The organism is Pseudomonas sp. St29, from assembly GCF_001547915.1.
Lineage (GTDB): Bacteria > Pseudomonadota > Gammaproteobacteria > Pseudomonadales > Pseudomonadaceae > Aquipseudomonas.
The window spans coordinates 4,314,034-4,330,314 of record NZ_AP014628.1; the positions used below are offsets into that span (position 1 = coordinate 4,314,034).

The window sequence follows — 16,281 nt, forward strand, 5'->3', positions numbered from 1 at the left end:
CCCATCGCCGTCGTCCGCGCCATCGGCCAACTGGAGCTTTCGGCCTATGCCATTCGGCAGATAGGCGTGACGTGCAGCAGCGGGTCTAATGCCCGCTTTTGTTCAACCGCAGCGCCGCCGCACTGGAGCAACGCCATGTCCACCCCATCCTTCGACCCCGCCAGCGCCCTGGCCCTGCGCAGCCAGTATCGACAGTCCCAGAGCCGCGCCGCGCGCCTGCGACTGCTGGTGGACACCGGCCAGGAACTGTTGCAACTGCCCCCCGAGCAGATGCGCCAGCGGGTGGTGCAACGGGCCTGCGCCTTCGCCGCCATGGACCACGGGCTGCTGCTGGAATGGGCCGAGGATGGCGTGATCCACACCCGCGCCGCCCTGGGTCATGAAGAACGCCTGCAAGGCCTGCGCGCCCTGGCCGATCACCCGCAATGGCCGGAGCCGCCGCCGACCCCGGACAGCGCCGTGCTGCGCGTACTGTTGCACCGCGCCGACGGCCGCGCCTTCGGCGCGCTGCTGCTGGCCAACAGCGTACCCATCAGCCCGCCGGACAGCGAAGACCTGGAATCCCTGCAACTGCTGGCCACCCTGCTGGCGGCGCACCTGGAAAACCATCGCCTGCTGCGCGACCTGCAAGCCCGGGAACGCAGCATGTCGGAGCTGGTGCAACGCCTGTTCAGCGCCCAGGAAGACGAACGTAAACGGGTCGCCTATGACCTGCACGACGGCCTGGCGCAAACCCTGGCCGGGCTGCACCAGCGCCTGCAGGGCTTCGCCGGGCGCTGTCCGCCGTTGCCCGCCGAGCTGCACCAGGACCTGCAGACCATCCTGCAACTGGCCCAGGGCTGCGTCGGCGAAGGCCGGCAACTGATCGGCGGCTTGCGCCCCCACGTGCTCGACGACTTCGGCCTGCTGCGGGCCATCGACCGCGAGGCCGACCGCCTGCGCGACGCCGGTCTGCTGGTGTACTGGGGGCAACGCGCGCCGCAGCGCCTGCCCGATGCGGTGGAGATCGCCCTGTTCCGCATCGCCCAGGAAGCCATCAACAACATCCTCAAGCACGCCCGGGCCTCGCAGGTGCACCTGAGTCTGGCCCTGGAAGACGGCCTGGCGCTGCTCGGGGTCAACGATGACGGTTGCGGATTCGTCAGCTCGCCGGCCCCGGTGGCCGAGCAGCTGGGTCAGGTCGCCATGCATGAGCGCGCCCATCTGCTGGGCGGCCATTTCAGCTGCGACAGCCGGCCCGGCAGCGGCACCCGGCTGCTGGCCAGCGTGCCCGTGCAACCCTTGGAGCAAGCGCCATGAGTAGCCTGATACGTCTGGTCCTGGCGGACGACCATGAAGTGACCCGCACCGGCTTCGTCGCCCTGCTGGCGGGCAACCCGGAGTTCGAGGTGGTGGGCCAGGCCAGGGACGGTGAAGAAGCCCTGGCCCTGTGCGAGCAACTGCGCCCGGACATCGCCATCCTCGACATCCGCATGCCGCGGCTCAATGGCCTGGGGGCCGCGCGCCTTCTGCAGCAGCGCCAGCCCGAGGTCAAGGTGGTGATCTTCACCATGGACGACAGCCCCGATCACCTGGAAGCGGCAATGACCGCCGGCGCCGTGGGCTACCTGCTCAAGGACGCCAGCCGCGACGAAGTGATCGGCGCCCTGCAGCGGGTGGCCCAGGGCGAGGAAGCCCTCAACAGCGCGGTCAGCGCGCGCCTGCTGCGGCGCATGACCGAACGCGGCAGCGGCCAGATACCCCAGGCCCAGGCCCTCACCGCCCGCGAGCGCCAGGTGCTGGGGCTGGTGGCCGGCGGCTTCAGCAACCGCGAGATCGGCGAAAAGCTCGGCATCACCACCGGCACCGCCAAGGCCCACGTCGAGCGGGTGATCGGCAAGCTCGGCGCCTCCGACCGCACCCAGGCAGCGGTGCGTGGCATCGCCCTGGGGCTGGTGGCCCAGCCCAGCGGGCAGTGGCCATGAACCTGCGCAGCGCCCGGCGCTGGGCCGACCTGCCGCTGCGGGGCAAGGCGCTGGTGGTGATCTCCCTGCCCCTGGTGATCCTGCTGCTGTCCCTGGTGCTGATCTACAGCGCCGAACGCCAGACCGCCCGCGCCGAAGAAGACGTGCGCCGGGTGCTGCTGGTGCAGGGCGATATCCAGACCGTGCACACCCTGTTGGCCGAGGCCGCGGCCAGCGTGCGCGGCTACCTGCTGACCCGCAGCGAGGACTTCCTGCCCGCCTACCTCCAGGCCCGCCCGCAGATCGAAGCGGCCCTGCAACGCCTGGACCGCAACGTGCGCGACACGCGCATGCGCGAGTACCTGCACACCATCACCCCGCTGATCCAGACCAAGCTCGAAGGCCTGGTGGCCCTGCGCAACGGCAGTCGCGATGACAGCGCCACGGTGACCGCGATCCTCATCGACAACAAGCAGGTGCTGGACGTGCTGCGTGAGCAGATCAGCGCCATGCGCATCCACGAGGACGCGCTGCTGGCCGAGCGCACCGCGGCCGCGGCGGCGACCCGCATGCGCCTGCTGTTCGCCACCCTGCTGGCCGCCGGTTGCGGGCTGTTTGGCGCCATCGTCGCGGTGCTGCTGCTGTCCCGGGGCATCGTCACCCGGGTGCAGCAGGTCCAGGGCAACGCCCAGCGCCTGGCCCTGGGTCAGCCGCTGCTGCCGCAAGCCCCGGAGCTGGATGAGATCGGCCAGTTGGGCACGCGCCTGGTGGAAGCCGGGCAACTGCTGGCCGAACGCGAGCGCGCCCTGCGCGACAACGAAGAACGCCTGCGGCTGATCATCGACGGGGTCAAGGACTACGGGATCTTCGCCCTGGACACCGCCGGCATGGTCACCACCTGGAACTTCGGCGCCGAGCGGATCAAGGGCTACCGCGACCAGGAAATCATCGGCCGCCATTTCTCCCTGTTCTACCTGCCGGAAGAATGCCCGCAGCACCCGGACATGGCCCTGCGCGAAGCCACCGCCCACGGCCACTACATGGAAGAAGGCTGGCGCTGTCGCAAGGACGGCAGCCGCTTCTGGGCCAGCGTGGTGATCACCGCGCAGTACGACGCCAGCGGCGCCCTGCGGGGGTTCTCCAAGATCACCCGGGACATCACCGACCGCCGCGCCGCGGAAATCGCCCTGGGCACCGCCCGCGAAGAAGCCGAAAGCGCCAGCCGCGCCAAGAGCGAGTTCCTCTCGCGCATGAGCCACGAACTGCGCACCCCGCTCAATGCCATCCTCGGTTTCGCGCAATTGCTCGACATGGACTCCAGCGCCGGCCAGCGGCCCCAGGTCGGGCATATCCTGCGGGCCGGCCAGCACCTGCTGGGGCTGATCAACGAGGTGCTGGACATCGCCCGCATCGAAGCCGGGCGCCTGCCGCTGAACGTCGAACCCATGCCCCTGGCGGCGGTGCTGCATGAGGCCCTGACCCTGGTGTCGCCAATGGCCACCGACGCCGGCATCCAGCTCAGCGCCTTGCCGGAACTGCCCGCCGACAGCGGGGTGATTGCCGATCGCCAACGCCTGATCCAGGTCCTGCTCAACCTGCTGTCCAACGCCATCAAGTACAACCGCGCCCAGGGCCGGGTCAGCATCGAGGTGACCCTGGAAGAAGCGCGCCTGCGCATTGCCGTGATCGACACCGGGGCCGGGATTGCCGCCGACCAGCTGCAACGCCTGTTCAAGCCTTTCGAACGCCTGGACGCCGATCCCAAGGTCGAAGGCACCGGCCTGGGCCTGGCCCTGAGCAAGAGCCTGCTGGAGATGATGGACGGCAGCCTGGAGGTGCACAGCACAATGGGCAGCGGCAGCCGCTTCATCCTCGAACTGCCCTGTGTGCGCCTGCCCGATGCCCCGCTCGCTACGCCCCTGGCCACCCCGGCGCTGAAGCCGCCGACGCTGCCCACGCCCAGCCCCTATCGGGGCAAGATCCTCTGCATCGAAGACAACCTGCAAAGCCTGGCGCTGATCGAAACCCTGCTGCAGCGCCGTCCGGGTATTCAGTTGCTGTCGAGCATGCAGGGCCAGCTGGGCCTGGACCTGGCCCGCCAGCACTCACCGCAGATGATCCTGCTGGACGTCAACCTGCCGGACCTGCAAGGCCTGGAAGTGCTGCAACGGCTGCGGGCCTCCGGCAGCACCGCCAGCACGCCGATCCTGATGATCACCGCCGACGCCAGCGAGCTGACCCAGCGCAGCCTGCTGGAAGCAGGCGCCACGGCGATTCTCACCAAGCCCATTCACATCCCGGCGTTCTTCGCCCACCTGGACGCCTGTTTAGCGGAGCCCCTATGACTGCCGATATGCGCATCCTCATCGTCGATGATCAGCGCCCCAACCTCGACCTGATGGAACAGCTGCTGGCCCGCGAAGGCCTGCACAACGTCCTGAGCAGCACCCAGCCGCTGCGCACCCTGGAGCTGTTCAACAGCTTCGAGCCGGACCTGGTGATCCTCGATCTGCACATGCCCGAGTTCGACGGTTTTGCCGTGCTCGAACAGCTCAATCGGCGGATTCCGGCCCACGACTACCTGCCGATCCTGGTGCTCACCGCCGACGCCACCCGCGACACCCGCCTGCGGGCCCTGGCCCTGGGCGCGCGGGACTTCATCAGCAAGCCGCTGGACGCCCTGGAAACCCTGCTGCGGATCTGGAACCTGCTGGAAACCCGGGCCCTGTACAAGACCCTGCGCACCCTGGTGCCGCCGGAGCAGATCGCACTGCTGCGCCCATCAAAGGCCTGACCTGCAGCGTCTGTCGCGTCTGTCGCGCCTGTCGCACCTGTCGCACCTGTCGCATCGTCGCACCTGCCGCATCGTCGTATCGTCGTATCGTCGTATCGTCGTACCGTCGCACCGTCGCACCGTCGCACCCTCGCACCGTCGCACCTGCCGCATCGTCGCACCCTGTAGCCGCTGCCGCAGGCTGCGAACGGCCCGAAGGGACGTAGGGTTCTTAAGATCGATAGAGGTTCGACGGGAGGTCGTCAAGCAAGGTCCTGCGGACCTTTGCGCAGCTTCGCGGGCTCAGCAGCGGCTACAGGAATCGCGGGGTTCAGAGGTCGCGGAAGAACTCGCCGGGGGTGGCGTCGAACTGCTGGCGAAACGCGGCGATAAACGCCGAGGTCGAGTCATAGCCGCAGGCCAGGGCCACATCGGTGACCCGCTCGCCCTGCTCCAGCGGGGTCAGGGCGCCGAGCAGGCGCAAGCGTTGGCGCCAGGCGCGAAAGGTCAGCCCGGTGTCCTTGAGAAACAGGCGGCTGAGGGTCTTCTCCGTAACCCCGAGCTTCTGGCTCCATTGACCCAGGGTGGTCGGCTGCTCCGGGTGCGCCTGCAGGCTGCGGTAGATCGTGCGCAAGCGCGCGTCCAGGGGCAGCGGCAGCATCAGGTCCAGTTGCGGCGCGGCAGCCAGCTGGTCCAGCAGCACCTGGGCCAGGCGCCCGTCGGCGCTGTCCTCGACATACTCCACTGGCAATTCGCTGAAGGCGCGGATCAGTTCCCGCAACAGGCTGCTGACCGCCAGCACCTGGCAACTGTCGGTGGCCGCCCAGGCGGTGACGCTGCAATCCAGGTACAGGCTGCGCATTTCGGTGCGTGGCGAGCTGAACACCCGGTGCGGCACCCCGGCGGGAATCCACACCGCGCGCTGCGGCGGGGCAACAAAGCGTCCGCCAAGGGTCTGGATCTCCAGCACGCCCTGGATCGCATAGGACAATTGCACCCAGGGGTGACTGTGGCGCCGGGTCAGGGCCCGGTTGGGCAAGGATTCGGTGCGCCCGTACACCGGTCGCGGCAGACTCGGCAGCCCGGGAATACTGCGGCGGACGATCTTTTCATGTCCTTTAGGCGGCATTAATGGGCTCCTTGGCGTTAGTCGGTAAACCGCAGCCACGTTAGAGTCGCCCCACTGCACTTGGCAACCCCCGGATGAAACCGCTATGACTCGCTCACGTCTTTTGCCCGACAACTTCACCCTGACCCTGATCGGCGTGGTCCTGCTGGCCAGCTTCCTGCCGGCCAGCGGCCAGGTAGCGGTCGGTTTCGGCTGGCTGACCAACCTCGCCATCGGCCTGCTGTTCTTCCTCCACGGCGCCAAGCTGTCGCGGGAGGCGATCATCGCCGGGGCCGGCCACTGGCGCCTGCACCTGTTGGTGTTCAGCCTGACCTTCATCCTGTTTCCGGTCCTGGGGCTGGCGCTCAAGCCGCTGCTGTCGCCGCTGGTGGGCAACGACCTGTACCTGGGCATGCTGTATCTGTGCGCGCTGCCGGCCACGGTGCAATCGGCGATCGCCTTCACCTCCCTGGCCCGGGGCAATATCCCGGCGGCCATCTGCAGCGCCGCGGCGTCGAGCCTGTTCGGCATCTTCCTCACCCCGCTCCTGGTCACCCTGCTGCTGAACGTGCACGGCGATGGCGGCTCGACCCTGGATGCGATCATCAAGATCAGCGTGCAGTTGCTGCTGCCCTTTATCGCCGGGCAGATCGCCCGGCGCTGGATCGGCGCCTGGGTCGGGCGCAACAAGCACTGGCTGCGCTTCGTCGACCAGGGCTCGATCCTGCTGGTGGTCTACGGCGCCTTCAGCGAGGCGGTGAACGAAGGCATCTGGCACCAGATCCCGCTGTGGGAACTGGGCGGGCTGGTGGTGGCCTGCTGCATCCTCCTGGCCCTGGTGCTGCTGGCCTCGAGCTTTCTCGGCAAGCTGTTCGGCTTCGACCAGGAAGACCGCATCACCATCCTCTTCTGCGGCTCGAAAAAGAGCCTGGCCACCGGCGTGCCCATGGCCCAGGTGCTGTTCGCCGGCAGCACCATGGGCGTGCTGATTCTGCCCCTGATGCTGTTCCACCAGATCCAGCTTATGGTCTGCGCGGTGCTGGCCCAGCGCTACGCCAAGCGCCCGGAATCGGTGGCCGAGCTGATGGGCCAGGTCGACCCGTAACGTTGGCCGCCAGGCGGCCCGGCAATTGGCCGGGTCGATGGCCGTGAGGATTGCGCAATGGCATGATGCCGCGGCGAAAATCATCAAGGACCGCCGATGTTTCCCCATCGAATTCAAGCCCCCAGCCAAGCCGACCTGGAACAGCAGGTGAGCGCCCGCCTGGAGGCCGATGACCAGGCCCAGGTCATCGTCCAGTTCGCCAAGGCCGAACAGTACAACGGCGAACTGCTGAGTCAGCTCGACACGCTCTGCGCCCGTTTCGGTGAACGCCTCAAGGTGCGTTTCTATAGCCATTACCCGGGCAGCGCGTTCGATGCCCGGGTGTTGCTGGCCCTGCCCCATGTGCAGTCGCTGAGCCTGGATTGCCTCGACAGCCTGGAGCACTTCGAGGCCATTGGCAGCCTGCACCGGGTCAAGGACTTTGCCCTGCAGGTCATCAGCGCCGAACTGCCGGGCCTGTTGGCCCTGCCCAACTTGAGGCGGTTGCAAACACTGCGCCTGTCCCTGGACAAAGGCCCGGCCATCGACCTGGCGCCACTGGCCGCCATGCCCGAGCTGCACACCCTGTCCCTCAGCGTACAAACCCATCACCTGGACGTGCTCAGCCAGTGCCCGGGCATCAGCCACCTGGACCTGCACCGCATGCCGGCCAAGGCGCCCCTGGGGATGGTCGCCGGCATGAGCGGCCTGCGCAGCCTCTCGGTGACCTTCGGCAGCCGCGAGCAGATGCCGGAGCTGCGCAACCCGCAGGTCAAGGAGCTGGAGATCATGCGGGTGCGCGGCCTCAACCGCCTGGACCTGGACGGCTTTCCACAGCTTGAAGCGCTGAAGATCGAGGACCAGGCGCAACTCGGCCAACTGGACCTGAGCGGTGCGCCGCAGTTGCGCAAGCTGAGCCTGATCAACCTCAAGAACCTGGGGCTGATCAACCACCTGCACACCTCGACAATCGCCGACCTGCGCCTGATCAAGATCCCACAGGTGGACCTGCTGGCCCTGATCGAGCAACAGCTGCCGCCCAGCCTGCAGCACCTGAAGTTGCACAGTGGCAAACGCGCCGTGGACCAACAGATCGAAGCCCGGCAACAGCAACTGGGCATCCCGGAACCCCGTGGCCCATACTGAACACCGGCTGCCCTTGCTCGCGAAGGACGTCAACGATAAACCGCACTCACAGGAAACCTGCGGCGCTTTGGAGATCATCGCGAGCAAGCTCGCTCCTACAGAACAGCATCAAACTCACCGCTCCACCCTTTCGGACCTGATAAGGAGATCTCATGTCCTTTGTTCCCGGCTTTACCGAACTGCTGCTCAATCACCTGAAAAAAGACGAGCGCCAGCGCATCCTCAAATCCATCATGGTCAGCGCCGCTCCCGAACTCTGGCTGAGCCTGGAATCGGCGGCGTTGCTGGACATCAATCGCGAGCACTTCGGCCTCGGCGGCCAGCTGGATCAACGCGATGACTACCGCCCCAGCAACATCAACGTTGCGCGCAGCAACGTCCCGCGCTGGCTGATCGCCGCCGAGCGGCGCAAGGTGGATATCTGGGTCGAGGACAGCTACGGCGAAGAGGCGGCAACCGCCATCGAGTTCAAGGTGGTGCACAACAACAAGAATGCCTATTACAAGATCTGGGAAATCCGCAAGGACCTGGTCAAGCAGATCCCCCGCACCAGTCCCGATGAGCGCATCGAGCGCTGGGGCATCGTGCTGCTGAGCTACTCACGCTTCTACAGCGACCAGCAAGGCAACTACAGCTACGGCAAGTTCGACAGTTGCCCGGCGTTTCTCGCCGCTTTCGAGAATGGCCTGAACGACAACAACGAATGGTACGCCGGCGCACCGGAGCTGGAACTGGTGATGAAACCAACCCGGATAGCCGACCTGGACGACGCGCATTACATCGAACCCGGGAAAGGCTCGGGGGTGTATCTGGCGCTGGTCCGGTGCAAGGCCTGAGGCTGGCCTGCAGTGCACCCATCGCCCCTGCGCAGAAATCGAAAGCACGGCGACAGTGGCCAGACGCTCAGCGTGGCGTAGCCGGGCATGCTGTATGACATGATGCCGCGCGACAATCTTCAAGGACCGCTGATGTTTCCCCATCGAATCAAAGCACCGACCCAGGCCGACCTGCGCCTGCAGGTCGGTGCCCGGCTGGAGGCCGATCCGCGGGCCCGGGTCATCGTCCAGTGGCACAGCGTCGAGCAATACGATTGCCAACTGCTGGAACAGCTCGATGCCCTCTGCGCACGTTATGGCGAGCGCCTTACCGTGCGTTTCTACAACCACTATTCGAGCAGAGGTTTTGATGGCCGGACCTTGCTCGCCCTGCCCAACGTCCACTCGCTGAGCCTGGACGGCCTCGAAACCCTGGAACATTTCCAGGCCATTGGCAGCCTGCACCTGCTCAGGGAGCTTGCTCTGGAAGTCTTCCGCGCCGAGCTGCCCGGGCTTCTGGCCCTGCCCAACCTCGAACGCCTGCACAGCCTGCGGCTCTCCCTGGACCAGGGCCCGGCCATCGATCTGGCGCCGATTGCCCGCATGCCCGAGTTGCAGAGCCTGCACATCAGCCCGCAGAGCCATGACCTGGAGATTCTGAGCCAGTGTCCGAGCATCAGCACCCTGAGCCTGCATCGCCTGCCGGCCGAGACAACCCTGGGGATGGTCGCCGGCATGAGCGGCCTGCGCAGTCTGTCGGTGGCGTTCGGCAGCCGTGAGCAGATGCCTGAGCTACATAATCCCTACGTCAGGGAGCTGGAGATCATGCGGGTTCACGGCCTCAACCGCCTGGACCTGGACGGCTTTCCACAGCTTGAAGCGCTGAAGATCGAGGATCAGGCGCAATTGAGCCGGCTGGACCTTGGCGGGGCGCCGCAGTTGCGCAAGCTGAGCCTGAGCAACCTCAAGACCCTGGGGGAAATCAGCGGCCTGAAAACCTCGAACATCGCTGACCTGCGCCTCATCAAGGTTCCTCAGGTGGATGTACTAACACTGATCGATAGCCAACTGCCGCCCAGTGTGCAGCACCTCAAGCTACTCAGTGGCAAACACAGCCTGGACAAACAGATCGCAGCCCGGCAACAGCAACTGGGCATCCCAGAACCACGCTGCCCGTATTGACCCACCCTTGTGGGAGCGCGCTTGCTCGCGAAGGACGCCAACGATAATGCGCACTCGTTGGGAATAGGCGGCGCTTTGGCAAGCATCGCGAGCAAGCTCGCTCCCACAAACATGACCACGCTCGTGGCGCGCATCAGCACTCCGCGGCTGTGCTAACGTTCGCCAACGCCCCGGCCTGAAACCCTGCCCATGTCGATCACTGAAAATCTCTTGGCCTTCACCCTGGCCGCCACCCTGCTGACCCTGACCCCGGGCCTGGACACTGCCCTGGTACTGCGCACCGCCACCGTGGAAGGCAAGCAACAGGCCCTGCGCGCGGCCTTGGGCATCAACGCCGGTTGCCTGCTCTGGGGCGCGGCCGTGGCTTTCGGCCTGGGGGCCGTGATTGCAGTGTCGGAACTGGCCTTCAACCTGTTGAAGTACTGCGGCGCCGCCTACCTGGCCTGGCTGGGGCTGAACATGCTGTTGCGCCCGCGCCGCTCGTTTGCTCCGGCCAACCCGGACGGCAATCCCGGCACCCACTGGTTTCTCAAGGGCCTGCTGGGCAACGTGCTCAACCCCAAGGTGGGGATCTTCTACGTGTCCTTCCTGCCGCAGTTCATTCCCCAGGGACAGCCGCTGGTGCTCTGGACCTTTGGTCTGGTGAGCATCCACGTGGTGCTGGGGCTGATCTGGTCCCTGCTGCTGATTGGCGCCACCCGCTCCCTTAGCGGGGTGCTGCAGCGGGAAAAGGTGATCCAGTGGATGGACCACACCACAGGGATGATCTTCGTGCTGTTCGCCGCGCGCCTGGCCTTGAGCAGGCGTTGAACATCGCGCCCCTCAAACCTCGGCCAGCACCACCCCACGCTCCTCCAGCAACTTCACAAAACTGCTCAAACTCTGGGACACGGTGCCGCGCCGCCAGACCAGCCAGGTGCGCAGGAAGCGAAAGCGCGGCGACAGCGGCCAGACGCTCACCGTGGCGCAGCCGGGCATGCTTTCCAGCATGCTGCGGGGCATCAGCGCCAGCCCGGCACCGGCGCTGACGCAGGCCAGCATGCCGTGGTAGGACTCCATTTCGTGGATCTTGCCCGGCACCGCGGCGTCCTGGGTGAACCAGCTTTCGAAGTGATGGCGGTAGGAACAGTTGGCGCGAAAGGCGTAGATGCTTTCGCCGTTGACCTCCCGCGCGCGGGTGATGGGCGCGTGCCCCAGGGGCGCGATCAGGACCATTTCCTCCTCGAACACCGGCAGCCCTTCCAGGGCCGGGTGGCGCACCGGGCCGTCGACGAAGGCCGCCACCAGACGCCCGGAGAGCACGCCGTCGATCATGGTCCCCGAAGGGCCGGTGGACAGGTCCAGCTCGACCTTGGCGTATTGCTGGTTGTAGGCCGCGAGCAGCGCCGGGATGCGCACCGCCGCCGTGCTCTCCAGCGAGCCCAGGGCAAACGGACCCTGGGGTTCTTCGCCGGCCACGGTCAGGCGCGCTTCGGCCACCAGGTCGAGAATGCGCCGGGCGTAGTCGAGGAAGTTCCACCCGGCGGGTGACAGGCGCAGGCGGCTTTTTTCGCGGATGAACAGCTCCACCCCCAGGTCCTGCTCCAGTTGCTTGATCCGCGTGGTGAGGTTCGACGGCACCCGGTGGATCAACTGCGCGGCGGCGCTGATGCTGCCCTGCTCGGCAACGGCCTTGAAAATTTCCAGCTGGACCAGATCCACAGCATTCTCCAAACGTGAACGACTCACTCAATATTATTCAGTTTTCAGCAAAGATCCAGCACCGTAACCTGCCGTCATTCCCACCTTGCAGGACGGTGCCATGAACCTTGTTTCCAGCAATACCCACGCCTTGTCGATCAACCCCGCCAGCGGTGAGCAGATCGGCGCCTACCCCTACCAGTCCGAGGCTGAAAGCGACGCCACCCTGGAGCGCGCCGCCCGCGGTTTTGCCCTGTGGAAGCGCCAGAGCGTCGCCACCCGCGCCGCGCACCTGACCGCCCTGGCCCAGGCCCTGCGGGACAACAGTGAGGCCATGGCGCGGATGATCAGCCAGGAAATGGGCAAGCCCCTGCCCCAGGCCCGCGGCGAAATCGAAAAATGCGCCCAGCTGTGCCTGTGGTACGCCGAGCACGGCCCGGCCATGCTGGCCCCGGAAGCGACCCTGGTGGAAAACAACAAGGCGCACATCGAGTACCGCCCCCTGGGCCCGCTGCTGGCGGTGATGCCGTGGAACTTCCCGGTCTGGCAGGTGCTGCGCGGCGCGGTGCCGGCGCTGCTGGCCGGCAACACCTACGTGCTCAAGCACGCGCCGAACGTCATGGGCAGCGCCTACCTGCTGCTGGACGTCATGCAGCGCGCCGGTTTCCCTGAAGGCGTGTTCGAGCTGCTCAACGTCACCCCGGACGGCGTGTCCCGCGCCATCGCCGACCGCCGCATCGCTGCCGTGACCCTGACCGGCAGCGTGCGCGCCGGCATCGCCATCGGCGCCCAGGCCGGCGCCGCGCTGAAAAAATGCGTACTGGAACTGGGCGGTTCCGACCCCTTTATCGTGCTCAACGACGCCGACCTCGACGAAGCGGTCAAGGCCGCGGTGATCGGCCGCTACCAGAACACCGGCCAAGTCTGCGCCGCCGCCAAGCGCCTGATCATCGAGCAAGGGGTGGTCGCGGAGTTCACCCGAAAATTCGTCGAGGCCACCCGCGCCCTGGTGATGGGCGACCCGCTGGCCAGCGACACCTACCTCGGCCCCATGGCCCGCTTCGACCTGCGTGACGAGCTGCACCAGCAAGTCCAGGCCACCCTGGCCGAAGGCGCCACCCTGCTGTTGGGCGGCGACAAGGTCGAAGGCGCCGGCAACTATTACCAGCCCACGGTGCTGGCCGACGTCACCGAACAGATGACCGCCTTCAGGCAGGAACTGTTCGGCCCGGTGGCCGCCATCATCAGCGCCCGGGACGCGCAACACGCCCTGGCGCTGGCCAACGACAGCGAGTTCGGCCTCACCGCGACGATCTTCACCCAGGACCTGGAACGGGCCCGGCAGATGACCGACGAACTGGAAACCGGCGGCGTGTTCATCAACGGCTACAGCGCCAGCGACCCCCGGGTGACCTTCGGCGGGGTGAAGAAAAGCGGCTTCGGCCGCGAGCTGTCGCACTTCGGCGTGCGCGAGTTCTGCAACGCGCAGACGGTGTGGCTGGATCGGCGTTAAGGTCGATCACCGGGCTTCAGCCAGCGGCCAGAGGCCCGGTTGCCAACGGCCGTTCAGCGCTGGCGAGGGCCTGGCGGCCTCGCCCCCGACTCTTGATTGAGGGGCCTGGCTCGATGGGGCGCAATGCCTCGGATGCGGCCCGGCGGATCGCCAAGCCTGCCCAGCGAAACTAAGCCCGATCTTGCTGATTTTTCAGAATTTTCTTGAAGCCCTGCCTGCCCCGACCTTTCTATGATGTTTCTTTTTGATATCACCCGAGGTCCGGCATGTGCGCCCCCGCTCAAAAGTTCATCGTTCGCTTGCCTGGTGAGCTCCACACGCAAGTCAAGCGCATCGCCAAGCAGGAAAACCGCAGCATGAACAATGAAATCGTCGACCGACTGGAAAAGTCGCTGGTCGCCACCGAAGCCCGTAGTCACGACAAGAAACTCATCAACATCCTGCTGGGCAAGATTGCAACCCTGGAACAGCAGATCGAGTCCCTGCAAATGAACCCTCCCGAGTCCAACCCGTAACCCCTGCCTTTTCCCTCCAGCAGGGCCGGCATCCGCCACACGCCCCCCGGCCCTGTGCCTGTGTGCCTTTACCCCCGCGCCGCAGCTTGTATGATGGCGCCCGCCCGACCGCGCATACCTGCAACCGCCCCGGACAGCCGGATGCTCGCCGCACGGCCCCGATACTCCTCACGTCCGTCATCCGCTGCTTCAAGGGCCTGCCCGGGCCTGCGCTACAGAGCGCGTTGCCCTCAAGGAATGTTCATGAACCCCGCTCACTCGATGTCCCGCTCACCCGCCCCCAGCGCCGGCTTGCCGCGCCATCGCCTGACCCTGGGCCTGCTGCTGGCCGGCAGCCACGCCGTGGCCAACGCCGCCACCGAACTGCCAAGCCAGACCGTCAGCGCGCAAGCGCCTTCCGGCTACCAAGCCGACAGCGCCTCGGTCGGCGGCTTCAGCGAAACGCCGCTGCTGGACACCCCGGCCGCCATCAGCGTGATCAACGAAGACATGATCCTCGACCAGCAGGCCCGCCTGCTCAGCGACGTGCTGAAGAACGACGCCTCAGTGGGCCAGAGCTACGCGCCGGTGGGCTACTACGAAAACTTCGAGGTGCGCGGCTTCTCCCTGAACGCGGCCAGCAGCTACAAGATCAACAACCGCACCATCACCGGCGAGCAGAACGTCGCCCTGGAAAACAAACAGCGGGTGGAACTGCTCAAGGGCCTTTCCGGCCTGCAAAGCGGGGTCAGCGAGCCCGGCGGCCTGGTCAACTACGTGACCAAGCGGCCCACGGACATTCGTTCGGTGACCGTCTCCACCGACGACCGCGGCAGCGGTTACCTGGCCACCGACGTGGGCGGCTGGTTCGGCAGCGAACAGCAGTTCGGCCTGCGCGCCAACCTGGCCCATGAAGACCTGCACTCCTATGTCGAACACACCAATGGCCAGCGCGACTTCGCTTCCCTGGCCTTCGACTGGAACATCAGCCCCGATGCCCTGCTGCAACTGGATATCGAATACCAGAACAAGCAGCAGCGCTCGGCACCGGGTTATCAACTGCTGGGCGGCTCCAGCCTGCCCCACCACGCCTCGCCGAAAAAACTCCTGGGACACCAGAGCGGGTCAAAGCCGGTGACCAATGAATCGCTGAATATCGACGGCAACTTCGAGTACCGCTTCAACGATGACTGGACCGGCAGCCTCAGCGCGTCCCGCAGCAAGGTGGTGATCGATGACTACAGTTCGTTTGCCTGGGGCGGCTGCACCACCGGCTGCATCAATGCCAACGGCAACTACTTCAGCCCCGAAGGCAACTACGACATCTACGACTTCCGTAGCCCCGACGACACCCGGCGCAACGATGAAGTGCAGGCAGTGCTCAATGGTCGTTTCGACACCGAAGGCCTGGGCCATGAGTTGAGCGTGGGGACCAGTGCGTTTCGCCGCGTGGTGGACCGGCGCGAGTCCATCAATCAATGGATTGGCACGGGCAATATCCAGAGCGAGCCGGAAAACTTCGAACGCTACAACGGCGCCCTCAACGACTCCCACAAACGCCTCGACAGCCGCCAATACGGCCTGTTCCTAAGCGATCGCATCAGCTTCAACGAACAGTGGCAGACCGTCCTCGGCGGACGCGAAGTACGCCTCGACGAAGAGAGCTTCGACAAGGACGGCGTGCGTGATCGCCACACCCAACGCTATGTATTCCTGCCCCAGGCCGCGCTGATCTACAAACCGATCAGCGAACTGTCGCTGTACACCCAATACAGCAAGGGCTTGAGCCTGGGCGGTCAAGCGCCCTGGTTCGCCAGTAACAGTGGCGACACCCTCGCCCCCACTGTCTCGCGGCAGATCGAAGCCGGGGTCAAGTACGACTGGCAGCGCATGAGTTTTAGCGCCGCGCTGTTCCAGATGCGCCAGGCCTACCAGTACTCGCGCCCCGATGCCTCCGGCGGTTTCACCTACGTCCAGCAAGGCCAGCAAAAGAACACCGGCCTGGAGCTCTCCGCCAACGGCTGGGCCACCCAGCGCCTGCAGATTGCCGCCAGCGTCGCGGCGATTCGCTCCCGGGTCGAGGACACCGGCACCTCGGCCTACGAAGGCCACCAAACCCTCAACGTCCCACGCCTGCGAGCCAGCCTCCAAGGCGACTACGCCCTGCCCTGGCTCGACGGCCTGGCCCTGATGGGCGGCATGCAATACAGCGGCAGCAAATACGCCGACCGCCAGGGCAACGTCGCCACCGGCGCCTACGCCATCTTCAACATCGGCAGCCGCTACAGCACCCGCATTGACGGTTACGAGACGGTGTTCCGCCTGACCGTGGACAACCTGTTCGACAAACGCTACTGGCGCGATGCAGGGGAATACATGGGCGACGACTACCTGTTCCAGGGCGCGCCGTTGACGGCGCGGTTGAGTGCTTCGGTAAATTTCTGATCCAGACGCGGCCCCTACGGGGCCGCCTCCGCATCCTGAGTTCCTAGTCATCCTGTGGCCGCTGCCGAGCCCGCGAAACCGCGGAAAAACCCGCGAAG

The 16,281-nt window shown here is 66.0% G+C and carries 14 protein-coding genes; 12 read left to right on the forward strand and 2 right to left on the reverse strand.

Annotated features, from left to right (window positions below; all coding sequences use genetic code 11):
• The first annotated feature begins 135 nt into the window (after nt 1–135).
• From PST29_RS19085 to PST29_RS19100, 4 genes are read left to right on the forward strand one after another with little or no spacing between them, the layout of a single operon-like run.
• On the forward strand, nt 136–1,299 hold the full coding sequence (locus PST29_RS19085) for a sensor histidine kinase (protein WP_060840073.1): 1,164 nt from the start codon (nt 136–138) through the stop codon (nt 1,297–1,299).
• A complete protein-coding gene (locus PST29_RS19090; RefSeq protein ID WP_060844069.1) occupies nt 1,296–1,964 on the forward strand; it encodes a response regulator in 669 nt (222 codons plus the stop codon). The genes PST29_RS19085 and PST29_RS19090 overlap by 4 nt, the downstream gene beginning before the upstream one ends.
• Nucleotides 1,961–4,288, forward strand: coding sequence for an ATP-binding protein (locus PST29_RS19095; RefSeq protein ID WP_060840075.1), 2,328 nt, complete (start codon nt 1,961–1,963; stop codon nt 4,286–4,288). The genes PST29_RS19090 and PST29_RS19095 overlap by 4 nt, the downstream gene beginning before the upstream one ends.
• Entirely contained in the window at nt 4,285–4,737 is a 453-nt protein-coding gene (locus PST29_RS19100) for a response regulator (protein WP_060840076.1), read from the forward strand. Before PST29_RS19095 ends, PST29_RS19100 begins: the two co-directional genes overlap by 4 nt.
• 310 nt (nt 4,738–5,047) lie before the next feature.
• Here PST29_RS19100 and PST29_RS19105 read toward each other — a convergent pair whose 3' ends face one another.
• On the reverse strand, nt 5,048–5,845 hold the full coding sequence (locus PST29_RS19105) for an AraC family transcriptional regulator (protein ID WP_060844070.1): 798 nt from the start codon (nt 5,843–5,845) through the stop codon (nt 5,048–5,050).
• An 85-nt stretch (nt 5,846–5,930) separates the two neighbouring features.
• Between PST29_RS19105 and PST29_RS19110 the strand changes: the two genes are divergently transcribed.
• The 5 genes from PST29_RS19110 to PST29_RS19130 all read left to right on the forward strand — a co-directional run bounded on the left by PST29_RS19110 (nt 5,931) and on the right by PST29_RS19130 (nt 10,861).
• The gene (locus PST29_RS19110) at nt 5,931–6,929 is read left to right on the forward strand and encodes a bile acid:sodium symporter family protein (RefSeq protein WP_060840078.1); all 999 of its coding nucleotides are present in this window, start codon (nt 5,931–5,933) and stop codon (nt 6,927–6,929) included.
• Nucleotides 6,930–7,025: 96 nt separating this feature from the next.
• Entirely contained in the window at nt 7,026–8,054 is a 1,029-nt protein-coding gene (locus tag PST29_RS19115) for a hypothetical protein (RefSeq protein WP_060844071.1), read from the forward strand.
• Nucleotides 8,055–8,206: 152 nt separating this feature from the next.
• Nucleotides 8,207–8,890: a hypothetical protein gene (locus PST29_RS19120; RefSeq protein WP_060844072.1), complete on the forward strand. Its 684-nt coding sequence runs from the start codon at nt 8,207–8,209 to the stop codon at nt 8,888–8,890.
• A 132-nt stretch (nt 8,891–9,022) separates the two neighbouring features.
• Complete coding sequence (locus tag PST29_RS19125; protein WP_060845156.1) at nt 9,023–10,051, forward strand: hypothetical protein; 1,029 nt, start codon at nt 9,023–9,025, stop codon at nt 10,049–10,051.
• A 189-nt stretch (nt 10,052–10,240) separates the two neighbouring features.
• Nucleotides 10,241–10,861, forward strand: coding sequence for a LysE family translocator (locus PST29_RS19130; RefSeq protein ID WP_060844073.1), 621 nt, complete (start codon nt 10,241–10,243; stop codon nt 10,859–10,861).
• Between the two features lie 12 nt (nt 10,862–10,873).
• Here PST29_RS19130 and ptrR read toward each other — a convergent pair whose 3' ends face one another.
• Complete coding sequence (ptrR, locus tag PST29_RS19135) at nt 10,874–11,752, reverse strand: putrescine utilization regulator PtrR (RefSeq protein ID WP_060844074.1); 879 nt, start codon at nt 11,750–11,752, stop codon at nt 10,874–10,876.
• Nucleotides 11,753–11,852: 100 nt separating this feature from the next.
• Here ptrR and PST29_RS19140 point away from each other — a divergent pair, with 100 nt between their 5' ends.
• From PST29_RS19140 to PST29_RS19150, 3 genes are all read left to right on the forward strand, one after another.
• On the forward strand, nt 11,853–13,244 hold the full coding sequence (locus PST29_RS19140; RefSeq protein WP_060844075.1) for an aldehyde dehydrogenase family protein: 1,392 nt from the start codon (nt 11,853–11,855) through the stop codon (nt 13,242–13,244).
• Between the two features lie 266 nt (nt 13,245–13,510).
• Nucleotides 13,511–13,759, forward strand: a complete 249-nt coding sequence (locus PST29_RS32540; protein WP_060844076.1) for an Arc family DNA-binding protein — start codon at nt 13,511–13,513, stop codon at nt 13,757–13,759.
• A 261-nt stretch (nt 13,760–14,020) separates the two neighbouring features.
• A complete protein-coding gene (locus tag PST29_RS19150; protein ID WP_232513269.1) occupies nt 14,021–16,183 on the forward strand; it encodes a TonB-dependent siderophore receptor in 2,163 nt (720 codons plus the stop codon).
• Nucleotides 16,184–16,281: the final 98 nt, after the last annotated feature.

What these genes read in the sequence shown, in the direction of transcription:
- PST29_RS32540 (WP_060844076.1), top strand. Translation starts at nt 13,511, where the DNA reads ATGTGCGCCCCCGCTCAAAAGTTCATCGTTCGCTTGCCTGGTGAGCTC.
- PST29_RS19125 (WP_060845156.1), top strand. Translation starts at nt 9,023, where the DNA reads ATGTTTCCCCATCGAATCAAAGCACCGACCCAGGCCGACCTGCGCCTG.
- PST29_RS19090 (WP_060844069.1), top strand. Translation starts at nt 1,296, where the DNA reads ATGAGTAGCCTGATACGTCTGGTCCTGGCGGACGACCATGAAGTGACC.
- PST29_RS19115 (WP_060844071.1), top strand. Translation starts at nt 7,026, where the DNA reads ATGTTTCCCCATCGAATTCAAGCCCCCAGCCAAGCCGACCTGGAACAG.
- PST29_RS19120 (WP_060844072.1), top strand. Translation starts at nt 8,207, where the DNA reads ATGTCCTTTGTTCCCGGCTTTACCGAACTGCTGCTCAATCACCTGAAA.
- PST29_RS19095 (WP_060840075.1), top strand. Translation starts at nt 1,961, where the DNA reads ATGAACCTGCGCAGCGCCCGGCGCTGGGCCGACCTGCCGCTGCGGGGC.
- PST29_RS19150 (WP_232513269.1), top strand. Translation starts at nt 14,021, where the DNA reads ATGTCCCGCTCACCCGCCCCCAGCGCCGGCTTGCCGCGCCATCGCCTG.
- PST29_RS19105 (WP_060844070.1), bottom strand. Translation starts at nt 5,845, where the DNA reads ATGCCGCCTAAAGGACATGAAAAGATCGTCCGCCGCAGTATTCCCGGG.
- PST29_RS19140 (WP_060844075.1), top strand. Translation starts at nt 11,853, where the DNA reads ATGAACCTTGTTTCCAGCAATACCCACGCCTTGTCGATCAACCCCGCC.
- PST29_RS19085 (WP_060840073.1), top strand. Translation starts at nt 136, where the DNA reads ATGTCCACCCCATCCTTCGACCCCGCCAGCGCCCTGGCCCTGCGCAGC.
- PST29_RS19110 (WP_060840078.1), top strand. Translation starts at nt 5,931, where the DNA reads ATGACTCGCTCACGTCTTTTGCCCGACAACTTCACCCTGACCCTGATC.
- PST29_RS19100 (WP_060840076.1), top strand. Translation starts at nt 4,285, where the DNA reads ATGACTGCCGATATGCGCATCCTCATCGTCGATGATCAGCGCCCCAAC.
- PST29_RS19130 (WP_060844073.1), top strand. Translation starts at nt 10,241, where the DNA reads ATGTCGATCACTGAAAATCTCTTGGCCTTCACCCTGGCCGCCACCCTG.